Origin of the sequence: Streptomyces sp. NRRL S-1813, assembly GCF_000719605.1 — a bacterium.
GTDB lineage: Bacteria > Actinomycetota > Actinomycetes > Streptomycetales > Streptomycetaceae > Streptomyces > Streptomyces decoyicus.
The window spans coordinates 321,013-336,182 of the sequence record NZ_JOHB01000001.1 but is presented as its reverse complement, the minus strand read 5'-3'; the positions used below and the strand labels follow the sequence as shown (position 1 = coordinate 336,182).

General features: G+C 68.1%; 13 protein-coding genes. 8 read left to right on the top strand and 5 right to left on the bottom strand.

Features of this window, described 5'->3' with window-relative positions; genetic code table 11:
• The first annotated feature begins 200 nt into the window (after window positions 1–200).
• Together IF67_RS0101575 and msrA are read left to right on the top strand one after the other, a co-directional pair.
• Entirely contained in the window at window positions 201–1,364 is a 1,164-nt protein-coding gene (locus tag IF67_RS0101575; RefSeq protein ID WP_030981366.1) for a hypothetical protein, read from the top strand.
• Between the two features lie 308 nt (window positions 1,365–1,672).
• Window positions 1,673–2,347 carry a peptide-methionine (S)-S-oxide reductase MsrA gene (gene msrA, locus IF67_RS0101570; protein WP_030981365.1) on the top strand — a complete coding sequence of 225 codons (675 nt, stop codon included), beginning with the start codon at window positions 1,673–1,675 and terminating at the stop codon, window positions 2,345–2,347.
• A 10-nt stretch (window positions 2,348–2,357) separates the two neighbouring features.
• Here msrA and IF67_RS0101565 read toward each other — a convergent pair whose 3' ends face one another.
• Entirely contained in the window at window positions 2,358–2,828 is a 471-nt protein-coding gene (locus tag IF67_RS0101565; RefSeq protein WP_030981364.1) for an NUDIX domain-containing protein, read from the bottom strand.
• 3 nt (window positions 2,829–2,831) lie between these two features.
• Window positions 2,832–3,575, bottom strand: a complete 744-nt coding sequence (locus tag IF67_RS0101560) for a helix-turn-helix domain-containing protein (protein WP_030981363.1) — start codon at window positions 3,573–3,575, stop codon at window positions 2,832–2,834.
• A 119-nt stretch (window positions 3,576–3,694) separates the two neighbouring features.
• On the opposite strand from IF67_RS0101560, the gene IF67_RS41035 reads away from it, so the two are divergent.
• Entirely contained in the window at window positions 3,695–3,919 is a 225-nt protein-coding gene (locus IF67_RS41035; RefSeq protein WP_030981362.1) for a hypothetical protein, read from the top strand.
• A gap of 499 nt (window positions 3,920–4,418) precedes the next feature.
• On the top strand, window positions 4,419–4,544 hold the full coding sequence (locus tag IF67_RS45665; protein ID WP_267959174.1) for a hypothetical protein: 126 nt from the start codon (window positions 4,419–4,421) through the stop codon (window positions 4,542–4,544).
• A gap of 1,082 nt (window positions 4,545–5,626) precedes the next feature.
• Here IF67_RS45665 and IF67_RS43560 read toward each other — a convergent pair.
• Window positions 5,627–7,027 carry a hypothetical protein gene (locus IF67_RS43560; protein WP_158713027.1) on the bottom strand — a complete coding sequence of 467 codons (1,401 nt, stop codon included), beginning with the start codon at window positions 7,025–7,027 and terminating at the stop codon, window positions 5,627–5,629.
• A 630-nt stretch (window positions 7,028–7,657) separates the two neighbouring features.
• Between IF67_RS43560 and IF67_RS0101530 the strand changes: the two genes are divergently transcribed.
• From IF67_RS0101530 to IF67_RS0101515, 4 genes are all read left to right on the top strand, one after another.
• The gene (locus tag IF67_RS0101530) at window positions 7,658–8,152 is read left to right on the top strand and encodes a hypothetical protein (RefSeq protein ID WP_030981360.1); all 495 of its coding nucleotides are present in this window, start codon (window positions 7,658–7,660) and stop codon (window positions 8,150–8,152) included.
• Window positions 8,153–8,313: 161 nt separating this feature from the next.
• On the top strand, window positions 8,314–8,796 hold the full coding sequence (locus IF67_RS0101525; protein ID WP_030981359.1) for a DUF1877 family protein: 483 nt from the start codon (window positions 8,314–8,316) through the stop codon (window positions 8,794–8,796).
• 184 nt (window positions 8,797–8,980) lie between these two features.
• Window positions 8,981–10,399, top strand: coding sequence for an amino acid permease (locus IF67_RS0101520; protein ID WP_030981358.1), 1,419 nt, complete (start codon window positions 8,981–8,983; stop codon window positions 10,397–10,399).
• 220 nt (window positions 10,400–10,619) lie between these two features.
• The gene (locus IF67_RS0101515) at window positions 10,620–11,411 is read left to right on the top strand and encodes a DUF4239 domain-containing protein (protein WP_030981357.1); all 792 of its coding nucleotides are present in this window, start codon (window positions 10,620–10,622) and stop codon (window positions 11,409–11,411) included.
• Between the two features lie 94 nt (window positions 11,412–11,505).
• Here the strand turns inward: IF67_RS0101515 and IF67_RS0101510 are convergent, their stop codons facing one another.
• Window positions 11,506–13,437 carry a sulfatase gene (locus tag IF67_RS0101510; RefSeq protein ID WP_037838591.1) on the bottom strand — a complete coding sequence of 644 codons (1,932 nt, stop codon included), beginning with the start codon at window positions 13,435–13,437 and terminating at the stop codon, window positions 11,506–11,508.
• A 190-nt stretch (window positions 13,438–13,627) separates the two neighbouring features.
• Window positions 13,628–14,905, bottom strand: coding sequence for a DUF2786 domain-containing protein (locus IF67_RS0101505; RefSeq protein ID WP_030981355.1), 1,278 nt, complete (start codon window positions 14,903–14,905; stop codon window positions 13,628–13,630).
• Window positions 14,906–15,170 lie beyond the last annotated feature (265 nt).

Below are 15,170 nucleotides of genomic sequence, written 5' to 3'. Positions count from 1 at the left end.
AGTCGGCCTCGCGACCGAACTTTTCGGAACTTTCTGGTTGGCTGGATAGTGGATACATACGAGGGACCACACACAGGTTCCCCGCGCACCCCATCCGCCGCCCGTCACCCACACCCTCCTCCCACCCCACTCCTCCTCTCCGCGCCACGCCTTCGACCCGCACCGTTACAGGCAGCCGTTACAGGTACAGGACACCCCACATGGACGCTCTGCTGGTTCTTCTCGCCGCGCTCACGCTCGGCGGCTTCGTCTTCCTGCCCTGGATGCGGCGCCGGCGGGCCGGGCAGCACACCCGGCAGGGCATGGTGGTGGCCTCCGACCCGATGGCCGGCTACGGCTTCGTACCGCTGGAGGAACTCGACGTACGGCTGCCCGGCCCCGACCAGGAACTCGCCGAGGCGCTCGCCGAGATGCGCCGCACGCACGACTGGCGCCCGGCCGCCGCGCTGCTGAAGTCCACCGGCGACGACTGGGAGCGCCGCTGGCAGCGGGTGCAGACGCTGGCCGGCGCCGCCGCGTTCGAGCTGGCCGCGGAAGAGGCGACGGAGCAGCAGCGGCGCGGTACGGCGCCGGGGTACGGCGACGGCGGGCGGACCGGCGGGATCTGGCTGCGCACCTGGCGCTCGGAGGCCCCCAAGGACCCCGGCGGCGCCCAGACGCACGCCCAGTTCCTCGTCGTCCAGGCGCTGCGCGACCCGGGCTCGGAGGACTTCCGCATGATCCTCGAAGAGGCCCGTACGGTCTGCCGGGAGGCGGCCCTGCTGGCGCCCGGCAGCCCGATCCCGTACATCACGGAGCTGGCCGTCGCCCGCGGCCTGGGCGACCGCCCCGCCGACTACGAAGAGCTGTGGTCCAAGGTCGCCCAGCGCGCTCCGCAGCACATGGGCGCGCATCTCGCCGCGCTCCCGTACTGGTCGCAGAAGTGGCACGGCTCCCGCGAGGAGGCCGAGGCCTTCGCCGAGCGCTCGGCGGCCGCCGCCCCGGCCAAGACCCTCCTCCCGGCCCTCCCTCTCTTCGCGGTCTACGAGCACCTCCCCGAGGCCAACATGGTCCGCAGCCTCTACCAGAGCGCCGTCGTCGAGCGCGCCATAGAAGGCGCCCACTTCGCCCTCCGCGAGGCCCCCGCCGACCACCCCATGGCCCCGCACGTCCGCCATCTCCTGGTCTGGTTCCTGGTCCGCGCCGAGCGCTACCCGGAGGCCATGGAGCAGCTCCGCCAGGTCGACGGCCATGTCGGCGCCGTCCCCTGGTCGTACGGCCGCAGCCCCGCCGCCGAGTACGCCGCCTACCGCGCCCTGGCCATCGCGGGCTGGGAACAGCTCGGCGGCGGCAGCTCGGCGGGCTTTCCGCCGGCGGGGCAGTAGCCGCCCTGGCCGGAAAACGTGGCTCACGCGCCTGCGCCCGCAGCGGCCGGCCGACGCCCCGGCCATGAGCATCGGCCCCTCGGCGATCCCGGAATCCGGACAACCCGTGCATCATCCGGCGTCCCTCCGGGGGCGGCTCCAGCTCCGGCTCCGGCTCCGGCTCCGGCTCCGGCTCCGGCTCCGGCTCCGGCTTCGGCTTCGGCTTCGGGCCGGAATACCCCCCACCCCGACAACGTTGAGCGCACTAAGGACACTGCGTGCCACGTCGGTGCCACGTCGCTCGCCCCAGCCCCAGGAGCCTGATCCGGATGCTCTTCTCCCGCTTCAAGACCCACCTCCCCACGCCGGACGAGGCCCTCGAAGGCCGCCCTGAGCGCCCGTTCGCCGTCCCCGACCGGCACACCGTCCTCGGCAACCCGCTGCTCGGCCCGTACCCGGACGGCCTGGAGATCGCCGACTTCGGCCTGGGCTGCTTCTGGGGCGCCGAGCGGAAGTTCTGGCAGACCAAGGGCGTCTGGACCACCCTCGTCGGCTATCAGGGCGGCCACACCCCCCACCCCACCTACGAAGAGGTGTGCAGCGGCCACACCGGCCACACCGAGGCCGTCCGCGTCGTCTACGACCCCGCCGTGATCCCGTACACGGCCCTGCTGAAGCTCTTCTGGGAGTCGCACGACCCGACCCAGGGCTTCCGCCAGGGCAACGACGTCGGCACCCAGTACCGCTCCGCCATCTACACCCACTCCCCCGCCCAGCAACAGGCCGCCGAAGCCTCCCGCGACGCCTACCGCACCGTCCTCCAGAACTCCGGCTACGCCGACATCACCACCGAAATCCTCCCCGCCGACGGCACCCGCCCCTTCTACCCGGCAGAGGGCTACCACCAGCAGTACCTTTCAAGCAGCAAAAACCCGAACGGGTACTGCGGGATCGGCGGGACGGGCGTGAGCTGCCCGGTAGGGGTGGCTCCGGCCGGGGACTAACTCGGGAGCATCACCCCAGGTAGGGGCACTCCCGACGCTCCAGGAAGTGCCGGATACGGAGCTGCTGCGTGTGGTGCATCGGGAGATCGCCGACCTCATCGGGGTGGATGAACCGCAGCTCCGTGGACTCGTCCGAGATGGCAAGCTGCCCTCCGACGAGGCGCGCGGTAAAGCACACGTTGAACTGTCGCCGTACCTCCCCGTCCGTGTAGGCGATCACGTGACGGGGATCGGTGTACGTCCCCACCAGCCCTGTGATCTCCACATCCAGCCCGGTCTCCTCCTTGACCTCCCGGACCGCGGTGCCGGGAAGGGAGTCGGTCATCTCCATGCCACCGCCGGGCAGGGCCCAGAGGTCATTGTCCCGACGCCGCTGGAGCAAGATGCGGCCCTCACCATCGGTCACCACAGCTGAAGCGGCAACGACGAGACTGTTGGGCTCGGGGGCGTCGGGATCGTCGTAATACTCGGTACGCGACAGGGTTCACTCCTCGGATACAGGCTTCGCCGCCGTCCACACCGCGTCGAAGCTCAGGGCGTAGGTGTCGAAGATTCCACCATCCCTGTTGCGGCGAAGGTGCCATACCGGTGCCCCATAGGCATTCACGCCCCAGACATGGGCATTGGCCAGGAGCTGATCGTCCGCCCGGTAGATGGAGTTGTACAGCGTGGTTCCGTGGGTCCGGATCTCGATTCCGGGTACCCCGAGCAGCGGCCGGAAGTGCATAAGGGCGAGCCGGCAACGCGATTCGATGCCGTGCCCAAACCGTTCCTCCTCTCCCCGCTGCCGCACGTTCTCGCTCTCCGCGTCGCCCAACGCGATCCGCACGGAGCACCCTTCGGCGGCGCGCTCACGGAGCAGGTCGTTCAGGCGGGGAAACGCCTCATGCAGGAAGACTGCCGCATAGACAAGTACGTCAATGTTCTCGCGGGCCTCCGCCAGCATGTCCGTAAACGTGGACACGGGGACATCAGCCCGCTGGTCGTACAACGCGACCAGCTCCGAGCTGACAGCGCGGGCAGAGCGTGCTTGCCTGAGCGCCGGCCAAAGTGCATGCACGTCTTCTCCTAACGTCTCAGCCGCCAGCAGGGCCGTCGCCCGTCGCGGGATCCGGCCCAAGTTGACCCATCGCTCAACGGACTTGGGGTCCACCTGAGTACTGGCTGCGAGGGCGGCGTGGGTCCACCCTCCGACTGCCATGGCGGCTCGAAGCCTCTCGTTCGGCATCCGCAGTCTCTCCCTGAATGTCGGGACGTCGCTAGGGACGTTCTACCGCCTCCGGGACGTCCCAAAATGGGTTTTGGGAGAGGTTCCTACGTCCTGGGTACCGCCGTGATCCTCCTTGCATGAGCGACAAGAAAGCCCCCGCGGTGGGCACTTTGACGCTGGACTCCAGGAGCGGCCGGGTCGGCCGGGTCATGGACTTTGAGGGGCCGCACGTACAACTGCGGCCGCCCCAAGGCGGGATCGAATGGGACGCACGACCGGAGGATCTGCGTCCGCTCGGTTCCTGTGACGACCTGAGCTCACGGGTGGCAGAGCGCAACGCTCACAGCAGGAGCAGGCTGTGACCAGGTCGGTCTATCGCTACCTCAGGTGGACGATGGGGCCGGAGACCGCTCCGGAAGCCACCGAGATGGTGCACAAGTTGGAGTGCATGTCCTGCGACACCGCAGCAGACCCCTCGGAAGAATTCGAGACCGCACGAGACTGGGCCTTCTCGCATACCGGCCAACATCCCTCGCACCGCGGGTACCGCGAGACCGTCACACGATTCTGGCGCATGACGCCAACGGACGGTGAGTGCCTGTGAGACAGCGATTATTCAGCGTTCTGATCGTGGCCTTCTGGGCGGCGATAGTCGTGCCGCTTGTCGTCATCAGCACCCCTGACAACGGCTGACCCAAGACATGTGAGACCGGACCACCTCGCCTGCACAGCATCCGAGGTGGTCCGGGCCGGAGCCTTCGCGGACCCCGGTGCCGATGGTACTGGGGCCGTTGTCATGCCCGTTGACCGGCGGGTGGACAGCCCCAGGTAATCAACTACTGCTCCTGGGAGTGACGTTCTGTGCAGCACGATCCGATGGATCCGAACTTCGACGACGAGGCTCTGAAACCGGACGGCTGGATGTGGGTACGCGGAGTGGACTACGTGGCCGACTGGCGGAGCGCGGTGGCGCTGCGACGGAGCTAAAGGGCGCGATGGATGAGGCAGGCATCGACACGACCGAGGTCATGTCGACGGCATAGACAACGACTGATGGTTCGGGAGTACTCCGGCTGTCACTGCCTGTGGAGGCTGCCGGCTTCTCCATGGCGCGATGTACTGTTCGACTCAATCGTGAAGGACTGGGAGCGCTGACGCTCCGCAGCGTAGGGAGCTCTGGCTCCTGTCCTTTCCTTTGGGAGGACAGGCATGCTCGGGTTCGCGGGGAAGTTCTGACCTGAGCCGTCGAAAGCCAGCCAGGGCGGCGGGCACGCCGAAAGAGCACCCGCCATGCGTATCTCCAGCAAGCCCCGTTCCAGGCTTAGCCGTGCATCTTGAGCGCGTCATGAGTGGACCCCACCTCGGGCCGCTGTCGACGTGGTTGCACAATGCTTTGGCTATTCCGTAAGAGCCATTCGGTCATGGGCCGGTGGATGGTGGGCGCAACGCTCCAACTAATTGGGCATCAGCTTCGTCTTGCTGCTTTGGCCTGGCTGTCCGTATTATGCGGTTACTGTACTTCGCTGCTGTACAGTACAGCGGGCTGACCACCGCTTTAGGAGTTCGTTCAAGGCGCCGACCCACCGCGTCATAGCTGGCGCCCGCACTCCGTAGGAAACCGCCCCGATCCGCATGTTCCTGCCGTCGTTGATGTCGGGCGTGGATGTCGGCGGCCTGCCTGTAGGCTAACGCGCACACGGCTCCGGAGGACCCATGTGTCTTCCATATTTCGGCAGGTCAGGCACCTAGGAGCGGCCTATACGCCTCCGCCGGTCCACGCATAGGCCACAGCTAGCAGATAGGCCTGTCCTCCAGGTATTGATGTGGGCGCAGGGTCCGCGCTGCTGGTGGCCCCTGGGTGCGTCAGTGTCTATGGCTACCCAGAATCCCTTGGACTCCCGGGGGTGCCCCCAGGTTGTGCCATGACAAGCCGGGATGCTTCGATCCTCAGCGCGGCGAGGCCGACCGGGGTCAGTGCACCTCTCACCTACCGAGATGGTCCGCGAGCACCGTGTACGTCGGAGTTATCCCTCAGATAAACAGCTGCTGCGGTGCTGAGGCTTGAGGGCCTAACGCCCACGCGCCTGAGCGCTCAGAATCACTTCGTATGCCAGGAAGCGAACGAGCTCGATGTCAGGCCCCAATGCCTCAGCCTCATCACTCTGGGGCAGAAGGGCGGGCGTGCTCTCAAACTTCGGGTCATCCTTCGCGTGCACAATTCGATTCCTGATCCGGTAAACTCGATCCGCCACCTGACTGAAAAGCGGAGACTGCTTATTGTCTGGGTTGATATTCTCGTTCACCCCCCGAATGGGGCCGTTCTTAGTGAAATGCTTCCCCCAGTCATGGTCTGCGAAGAAATCGCGAAGGCTTGAATCGCGTACGAATTCTTCGACAAGCACCTTGAGTTGACTGGCCTCTGAAGAGGTCGCAGCGTTCTCCCCCACAGAAAGGAGACGCATAAGGTACTTATCGTCACGGCGGTCGAACCGCGGATCGGTAAGTTCAAGTTCCAGCTTGCGTAGCGCATTCCTGCGCGCTGCGACAGGAAAGAAGTTCTCCAACACTTGATAGTAAGACAGGAAGGCCAGAGGTGGATTACCTGAGGCGCTGCCGGCGAAACCGAAGAGGACGGACACTTCTGGGTCGATACGGGTCTCGGGAAATCGAACGATACGATTCGGTCGAGTTGTGCGAGCGGGTCTTTGCTGACTAACTCGCGAGGGCCACCGGACGGCGCGAAGCTTGACGCTGTTTCGGACGTCGAGCTCGTAGATCAGAGAGTTAAGGATTGGCTCTGCCGCCGCTTCGATTTCTTCCAGTTTAATCGGCTGGCCGAAATCTATTTTCACGGTGTACGAGAATCGAGGACGCCCTCGATATCCGCTATTAGAAAGAACGTGACATGTGGGCGAGGGAGGTGAAATTTCGAGACAGGCTTTTTCTCCTATGAGATGCAACTTGCCGTCAGGTTCACCTCGTCGGTGCTCTGCGAAATCGAGAGCTTCCAGGCATTCATCATCACGAATATGCTGGCATGCGATGTCGATCTCATCCGCCACCATGCGACTCAGGGGGCGAATGGCGGAGGATGAGGCAGGGATCGAGGAGTTAGGTCGAATCAGAACCTCTATGTACCCCTTAGCGGGGACGGAAATTCCAGCCCATCGCGTGCATAGCACGACCCCGCGCGCAAGCGTGGTAGCCAGCTCTGGCGACCGGTCACGGGGGAGATGGTTGACATCGAAGGAGGACTCTCCCCACCTGGGATGCGCCGAGAAAATGATGTACTCGGACTCCATCCCTCGGACTTCGATTTCATGGTTCGCCAGATCTCGAATGACCTTAGTTTCCAGGGTGGTCGCCTGCTCGTCGACAGTGGAATCAACTAGCATTTGAGGACCGTTAGGGACGCCCGCCTCGTCGTCCTCGCCGTCGGCCCAGTCGTTATCGATCTCGACGTCGGTCATATGCCCCCCAGTTCAATCGTCTGCTGGGAGCAACGATAGGGAACAGACGAGGTCGGTGGAGCGGCTTTGGCCGGTGTCCTGCCCGGATTGGGGTCGAGCACGACCAGGGGGCCGTACGCTGGCCGGCAACTCGGTCAGCTCTTGAGCCCCCTCACCCCGGACGAAGCCGACTGGCTGCGGCGCGGATTGAGCCTGGCAGCAGAGGCGATCGAGGCAGCCCAGCCTCCATTCCAGCAGACGCTGGTCACCGTGTATCGCGTGTTGTTCCCCGAAACCAAGTTCCAGGCGGAGGGGCTGGCCGGAGCGATCATCACTGGTCACAGAAAGAGTTCAGCATCCCCGAAGTCGCCGTCGGCATCTCCTTCGACCGTGCCGCCAACCGCTTCGCCTTCAACTGGCAGTCGCATCAGCCCGGCCCAGGAGACGATGTGCGCAGGAAGCGCCCGCCCGGGATCTGCGTGGCCGCCTTCTGCAGGACGAACGAGGCGCGGAGTAGTACGACTGCCCCGCAGGGCGTTTTCGTGGGTCCGGGTCTCGACTCCGGTGCCCCGTGCAGCGGCCCGTAGTGCATGAAGGCCGGGCCAGCAGCGGGATGCTTGGATGGCTTCGGAAGCCGTTAGCTTGATCCGTATGGCCAGCCAGATCATCACTCTCATCGGCGTCCTGGTGGGCGCCCTCACATCCTTCTTCGCCACCAGCATGGCCGAACGTGCCAAGTTCCGGCGGACGTTGGCCACACGGTGGGACGAGCGGAAGCTGGACACGTACATCGAGTACACGTCGTGCATCAAGGAAGAGGTGCGGACAGCGAGGCGAGCCGTTGAGGCCGGTGAGCGAGGCGAGAGTCCGGCGGAGGCGCTTGCCGAGATGGATGCGGCAGAGGCGAGGCGGTCTCTCCTCTTCGAGGGGCTCGTCCTGCTGAGCAACGATGCGGCTATCGAGGCGGCCAACACGGTCAACCAGCGCACTTGGGACCTGTTGAAGTGCGCGCGCGGGCCTGCGCAGGAAGCTGTCGACCAGCGACCGGAGTTGAGCATGCTCGTCATCGAGGCGCTGAACGCCCTGCACATCGCGGCGCGTTCCGATCTCTTCATAAACGGCTCGCAGTTGGTGCGGCGGCGGTGAGCACTCGCCGCGGTCGTAGCGCTCGCCGTGCTGCGCGGCTTCGGCGGCTCCGTGTGCGTCCTGGTCGGCTGAACGTCACCGGCGGCGGGAGCGGTTGCGCGGAATTCGGCGGAATGCAGTGGAATGCAGTGGAATGCAGTGGATTTCAGGGGGAAATTTTCATGGGGCAGGACATCCAGTTCGTGCGGGTGACGGCGGCGGAGCTGGAGCGGGCGGAGCAGGAGCCGGACCGGGCGGACGAGTTGGTCGTCGAGCGCAGCGAGGAAGGCGAGGAGGACGACGACCTCGTCGGGTTCCTGGGGAGGGACTGGGCCGGGCTTCAGTACCTCTTCGATGCCGCGGAGGTTCCGGTGATGATCCTGGACGGCGGATCCACGATCGACGAGCACGGGATCTACACCGGCTGGGACGTCGAATCCGTCGCGCACGTGGCGGAGGAGCTGCGGAAGGCGGCCTGGGAGGACCTGGCCGAGCACTACGACCCGGAACAGATGCTGGAGGAGGACGTCTATCCCGGGCACGGCTACTGGGACCGGGACGGGAACGGTCTCGGCTACCTGGAGGGGGCCTTCGTCACCCTGCGGCACTTCTTCACCACTGCCGCGGCCGTGGGCTCCGCGGCGATCCGGGAATTCAATTTCTGACCGGCCGGCAGTCGCAAATTTTCCGATGCGAGGCAGGCGTCACATGGCAAGCCCACTGCGTGTCAGGGCGTTCACCACGGGTAAGCGAATGGTCCGCATAGTGGGCGTTCACCTCGTACGCGCAACACGTCCCTCCACACTCTTGAGGCTCTCCGAACGTCTCGATCAATGAACAGGCACGACCATGAGTCGGACATCCACCCGGTCCCCCCAGGGCTCCCAGCAGGCCCTACAGAACGGCGGCGAGCCCGTGTTGTCGCACGGGCTCAAACAGCGCCATCTGTCGATGATCGCGCTCGGCGGGGTCATCGGCGCGGGGCTCTTCGTGGGTTCCGGGGTCGGGATCGCCGCGGCCGGGCCGGCCATCGTGCTCCTCTTCATGGGTACCGGCGCGCTGGTCATGCTGATCATGCGGATGCTCGGTGAGATGTCCGCGGCCCGGCCCTCCACCGGCTCGTTCTCGGTGCATGCCGAGGAGGAGATCGGGTCCTGGGCAGGTACCACCTCGGGCTGGATGTACTGGCTGATGCTCTGCGCCGGTGTGGCCGCCGAGGCCACCGCGGCGGGCACGATCATGCACACCTGGGTGTCGTTCATCCCCGCCTATGGCTGGGTGGCGATCTTCATGGTGTTCTTCTGCGCCAGCAATCTGACCGCGGTCAAGAACTTCGGCGAGTTCGAGTTCTGGTTCTCCGCCATCAAGGTCACCATGATCGTCGCCTTTCTGGTGCTGGGCGTGCTCGGCATTCTCGGGGTGTTCGGCAGCGCCCCCGGCACGAGCCATCTCACCGGCCACGGCGGTTTCTTCCCGACCGGCGCCGCCGGCCTCGCCGCCGGGCTGCTGACCACCATTTCCGGGTTCGCCGGGCTGGAGACCGTCACCATCGCGGCGGCCGAGTCCGACCAGCCGAGCCGGAACGTGGCCCGTGCCGTCCGTACTGCCGTCTGGCGCATCGCCGTCTTCTACATCGGCTCCATGGCCGTGGTCGTCACCCTTGTGCCGTGGAACGACCCGAAGGTCGCCTCGGCCGGCCCGTACGTCACCGTGCTCGACAGGCTCGGCATCCCGGCCGCCGGCACGATCATGCAGATCGTGGTGCTGGTGGCACTGCTCTCCGCCATGAACGCCAACATCTACGGCTCGTCGCGCATGGCGTACTCCCTCGTCAACCGGGGCCAGGGGCCGCGTTTCCTGGGCAAGGTCACCAGGGGCGTACCGGCTGCGGCGGTACTGGCCTCCTGTGTGTTCGGCTTCGCGGCCGTCATCGCCGGGATCGTCTGGCCGACCACCGTGTTCGCCTGGCTGCTGAACATCGCGGGCTGCTCGGTGCTGGTCGTCTGGTCCATCGTCTGCCTCACCCAGCTGAAGATGCGCCGCCGTCTGGAGCGCGAGGCACCCGAGCTGCTCTCCGTACGGATGTGGGGCTTCCCCTACCTGACCTGGCTCGCGTTCGCCGCCATCCTCGGCGTCTTCGCCGTCATGGCCTCCAACGCGGACGGCCGTCAGCAGCTCGCCGGGACGGCCGTCGTGGTGGCGGCGCTGGCCTGCGCGGGCCATCTCAAGCAGCGCCGCGACGACCGCCGGGCCGACGTCACCGCCTGAGCCCGACGTCGCCGTCTGACGCGTCCCGCCGAACCCCCGTCCCGTGCCGGGGGATGCCGATCCTGCGCCGCCCGGATGCTGGTCCCCTGCCGCACGGATACCGCTCCCCTGCCGCCGTCTCCCGCCGAAGAGACGAAGAGGGCGTGTCCGCTGCCCGGCACTTTCGTTGGCCACCGCGCCGGTGGTGGCGGGGTGTGGGGTACGTCAGGAGCGTGGAGCAGTGAGCCGTTGGATCGTGGTCAACCTCCCTTCCTGGTTGCTGCTGGCAGGGCTCATCGTCGTTGTCGTCGGCGGGACGGCGGCCGTCCAGGCGTTCGTCCGGCACCGTTTCCCCCGCCTCAAGCAGGGCGGGCAGAACGAAGTCGCACAGTTCGTGTTCCCCGTGATCGCTGTGGTCTACGGGTTCCTCATCGGCTTCATCGTCCTTGCGCTCTGGGGCCAGGTGAACTCGGCCGACCAGACGACGCGGGCCGAGGGCGCCGGGGCGGTGCAGATGGCCGGGAGCCGCGAGGTGTTCGGCAAGGCCGAGAGCGCACGGATCCGGCAGAGCCTGCTGGAGTACGGACGCGCGGCAGCGGCCGAGTGGCCCCGCGCCGCGACCGGCCTCACCACGCCCGAGGCCGAGAACGCGCTGAACCGCCTGCACCGCACGTACGAGAACATCACGCCCCGCAACGACACCCAACGAGCCTTCCTCACCAGCTCGCTCGCGTCCCTGAGGGAAGTGAACCTCGCCCGTACGCAACGGCTGCTGGCGGCCCGCAGCAACCTCGGCCCGCCCCTGTCCTTGTGGATGGTGATCCTGCTGACCAGTGGACTGGTCCTCGGGTTCTCCGTCGTCTACGGCTCCGAGCAGGCCCGGATGCGCTACGGGATGGTCGGGGCGGTGAGCGTCCTGGTTGCCGCCAACCTGTTCCTCGTCACGGAACTGTCCTATCCCTTCCTCGGCGAGTTCGCCACGTCGCCGGAGCCGCTGAACACGGTGGTGGAGGTCCTGTCGTCGCCCCGGTAGACCGGAGGGCGCGCGGGCGGACGGACGGACGTAGCCAGTGCAGTTGGCTCAGGGTTGCGGGCTCTGTGGCCGGCGTGGTGGCCGACCGTGGTGGCTACCGGGACGGTGCCGGTCCGGGCCGGGAGCCGTAGGCGGAGAGGAAGCGGTTGCGGAAGGCGTCCATGCGCCAGACCGGGGCTTTGTGGCCGGGGTTGAGGCCGGGTGTCCAGCCCCAGTCGGAGATCCGTTTCAGGACGTCGGGGTCGTGGGCGACGATCGCGACCGGGACGTCCCTGCTGGCGTGGTCGCCGGAGACCTTCGCGACGGGCTGGTGGTCGCCGAGGAAGACGAGCACGGTGTTCTTGTTGCCGTACTTCTCCACATACGAGATGAGGCTGTTCAGGGAGTACTGGATGGACTTGCCGTACTCGGTCCGCACCTTGTCGGTCTGCTGCCATACGTCGACGGGGTGCTTGCCGGCCTTCTCGATGGAGCGGAAGACGGAGCCGTCGCCGACCTTGTCCCAGCCGATCGTCCTGGGGAGGGGCGCCCAGGGGTTGTGGCTGGAGGTCAGGATGATCTCGGACATCAGCGGCTTGTCGTGCGGTTTGCCGTGCTCCAGGCGCTCGAAGGCGGCGAGGCTGTACTGGTCGGGCATGGTCGACCAGCTGAACTTGGGTCCCTTGTAGCCGAGTTCCCGGGAGTCGTAGACGTGGTCGAGGCCGTAGAACGTGCCCTCCGGCCAGCTCTTGGTGACACCGGGCATGATGCCGACGGTCCGCCAGGCGCCGGTGCGCTTGAAGGCGCTGGTGAGGGTCAGATGATCGCCCGCGGTGACGGTGCGGTAGCGCTGCTGGTTGTCGATCCACAGGCCGGACAGGAAGGTGGAGTGGCCCAGCCAGCTGCTGCCGCCGTACGTCGCCGAGGTGAGCCAGCCGCTGCGGGCGGAGTAGCCGGCGGCCCGCAGTCGCTTGGTCCCCTTCGCCAGCACCGCGTCGACCCCCGGTGCCATCAGCGGGTCCTGGACCGCGCTGCGGCCGTAGCTCTCGATGAAGGTGAAGATGACGTCCTTGCCGCGCAGTCCGGTCAGCAGGCGGCTTCCCGGGGTGTGGTGGTAGGGGTCGCTCGCGGCTTCCTTGGCGAACGTCCGCTCGTCCTTCAGGGTCGCGTTGACGCCGTCCACGCGGGCCTGGACGAGGTCGGAGGTACTGCGGGAGGCGACCGGCGCGCCGGCGATCTGCACACCGAGCGCCGAGGAGACGACCCAGGCGGTGCCGAGTACGAAGGTGGTGCCGGCCGCCCTGGCGCCGTGCCGGGCCATGAGGTTGCTGAGCCGGAGGACCGCCAGTGCGGGGAGGACGAGCAGGGCCAGGACGAGGAGGACGGCCGCGATCTCGACTCCGATCGTGCCCGCGCGGCCGATGGAGTCCTGGAGGAAGGAGGCGCCGTCGCCGAGCAGGGCCCAGTCGAACACCACGTTGAATCCTCGGCCGAGCACCTCGACGAAGCCGAAATCGAGGAGGTCGAGGAGGGTCAGCAGGCCGAGCCCGGCCCCGGCGAGCACCGCGGCCATCCGCCGCGCCGTCCGGGGCAGGAGGAGGAGCAGGGCGGCGCCGGCTATCCCCTCCACCGGTATGCGGGCGAATTCGGTGGGGGTGAGGCGGGCGGGATCGTTCGGCAGCAGGAGGGTGACCAGCACCAGCGCGCCGGCCAGGGCCGTGGTCGTCCAGGCCACTGCCCGCGCCGCGGCCGGATGCCGATGCCGCCAGCCGCCGGCCGGGCCGGGGTCTGTGCCCGTACCCGTGTCCGTACCCGTTTCCGTGCCCTCGTCCTCGGCCTTGAGCGCGCCCTCGACCTCGACCGGGGCGGTGTCTTCGCCCCGGGCGGTGTCTTCGACGTCCTGTTCCGCTGCCGTTGCCGCGCCGTCCGGGGTGTCCTGCGGCGCGTGCTGGGGCGTGTGCTCCGGGGAGCTGTCCGGCGGCAGGTCCTCGGTCGCGGTTGCCTCCGTCTCCTGCGGCAGCTGGCGAAAGCGCGTGAAGTGGGACAACCCCAAGGTCCTTCCGTGCGAGGCCCGGTAGTGGCATGGCGGACCGGACTCGGGAGGTCGGCGCCGTCGTTATCTGTACGGCGGACGGGCGGCCTGCGTTCAGTGCCCAGGTCACCCTCGTGGGACGGATGTGGGAGGCGGACAGGCGAGACGGACATGCGCAAGCCCCGCAGGTCACCCGCCCCCAAGGTCACCCGTCCCCCAGCCGCGCCCGGTCCGCCGCCGCTCTGCCCTGGTGCCAGCCGTCCGCGTCGCGGATGCCGCGCAGGCGGACCGGGGCGGTGTCGGGGAAGAGGGCGCCGGTGGTCTCCTCGACGGCGAGTTCGCGGGCGGCGAGGACCGGGAGGAGGTCGGGGGCCGCGCCGGCGGACTCGGCGGTGGCGGCGGCCGTGGCGGCTGCGGTGGCCGCCCCGAGCCGGTCGCGGATGCGGTCGGCGTAGGCGACGAGGAAGGTCTGGCGGAAGTCCCGGGTGCGGCGGGAGCGGCCGCGGGCGACGGGGGTACCGCCCTGCTCCTTGAGAGCCCGGTGGTGGTCGTCGCCCGCACGGCTCATCGCGGCGGTGGCCTGGAGCAGCAGCGAGGTGTAGAGCATCTCGGCCGCCTCCAGGTCGGGTGCGAAGCCGATCAGGGTGGAGAAGCCGACGTCGGCGGCCCAGACGGCCTGGCAGCGGTTGGCGGCCGCGACCGCGTCGAGCAGCAGCGCCTTGGCCTGCTCGTACGGGCCCTCGATGCCGATCCGGACCGCCGACGGGCCGCCGGCCTGCCCGCCCGGCGAACCGTCCGCGCCGTCGAGGAGCGCCTCGTCGATGCTGTGCCGCGCCATCAGCTCCTGTGCCTTGGCGGACAGCGCCTCCGCCTCCTCGGGGTAGTCGGTCGCCTCGGCCTTGGCGAGCAGTCCGCGGATCCGGCCGAGGGCGCGGGACGCGGCGGCGCCGGCAGGGCCGCTCCTGCGGCCTGCCTGCGGCGGGGCCGGCAGTGGGGTGACTCGGGGCAGCCGCGCGAGCACGCGCAGCGCCGCCAGGACGTCGTACGCGGTCTCGAAGCGGGAGGCGCGGCGGCGCCGGGCCAGTGCGTCGAGGTAGCCGGTGTCGCAGGCCCACCAGACCTCGGCGCCGAGGTGCCGCAGCTGCTCGGCCCAGCGGGCATCCCGCGCGGACCGCGCTGCCGCCGGACGGGCCGCGTCGGCCGCGATGGCGTCGACGATCACGGCGACGTGGGAGGCATGGGAGGCATTGGAGGCGTGGGAGGCGTGGGAGGCGTGGGACGCCTCGCGCCGTACGATCCGCTCCAGGTCGGCGGGGTGCCAGCCGCCCGCCCAGCACTGCCGCACCCCTGCCACGGCGGCCGCGACCACCGCCGCGCTCACCGCCTCCCAGCCGGCCTCGGCCGCGGCCAGCATCGAGGCGCCCGCTTCGATGGCGTCCTCGGCCTGCGCACCGTCCGGCGCGTAACGGACGCTGCCGAGCACCTGCCCGACCAGTTCACCGGCCGTCGACGACGACGGCCCGCCGCGCCCTTTTCTCCCGCGCTCACTCACCCGTTCACTGTACGGAGGGCTTCCCCGCGCCCGTGGCCCGGTGGCGGTCGGTCGCGGCGCACCGCCCACAGCGGCGACGCCCGCCGCGCACAGCGATGACGCCCGTGGCGCCCTGATCGGGGCGCCACGGGCGTCGTCGCTTCATGGGGCGGGGGCCGGGCGATCACGTCATGACACGGCCTGCCACGCCCCCTTG

Bases quoted from the DNA above. Each gene is read 5' to 3' on its own strand.
- IF67_RS0101575 (WP_030981366.1), top strand. From the start codon at position 201: ATGGACGCTCTGCTGGTTCTTCTCGCCGCGCTCACGCTCGGCGGCTTC.
- msrA (WP_030981365.1), top strand. From the start codon at position 1,673: ATGCTCTTCTCCCGCTTCAAGACCCACCTCCCCACGCCGGACGAGGCC.
- IF67_RS0101560 (WP_030981363.1), bottom strand. From the start codon at position 3,575: ATGCCGAACGAGAGGCTTCGAGCCGCCATGGCAGTCGGAGGGTGGACC.
- IF67_RS41035 (WP_030981362.1), top strand. From the start codon at position 3,695: ATGAGCGACAAGAAAGCCCCCGCGGTGGGCACTTTGACGCTGGACTCC.
- IF67_RS43560 (WP_158713027.1), bottom strand. From the start codon at position 7,027: ATGACCGACGTCGAGATCGATAACGACTGGGCCGACGGCGAGGACGAC.
- IF67_RS0101530 (WP_030981360.1), top strand. From the start codon at position 7,658: ATGGCCAGCCAGATCATCACTCTCATCGGCGTCCTGGTGGGCGCCCTC.
- IF67_RS0101525 (WP_030981359.1), top strand. From the start codon at position 8,314: ATGGGGCAGGACATCCAGTTCGTGCGGGTGACGGCGGCGGAGCTGGAG.
- IF67_RS0101520 (WP_030981358.1), top strand. From the start codon at position 8,981: ATGAGTCGGACATCCACCCGGTCCCCCCAGGGCTCCCAGCAGGCCCTA.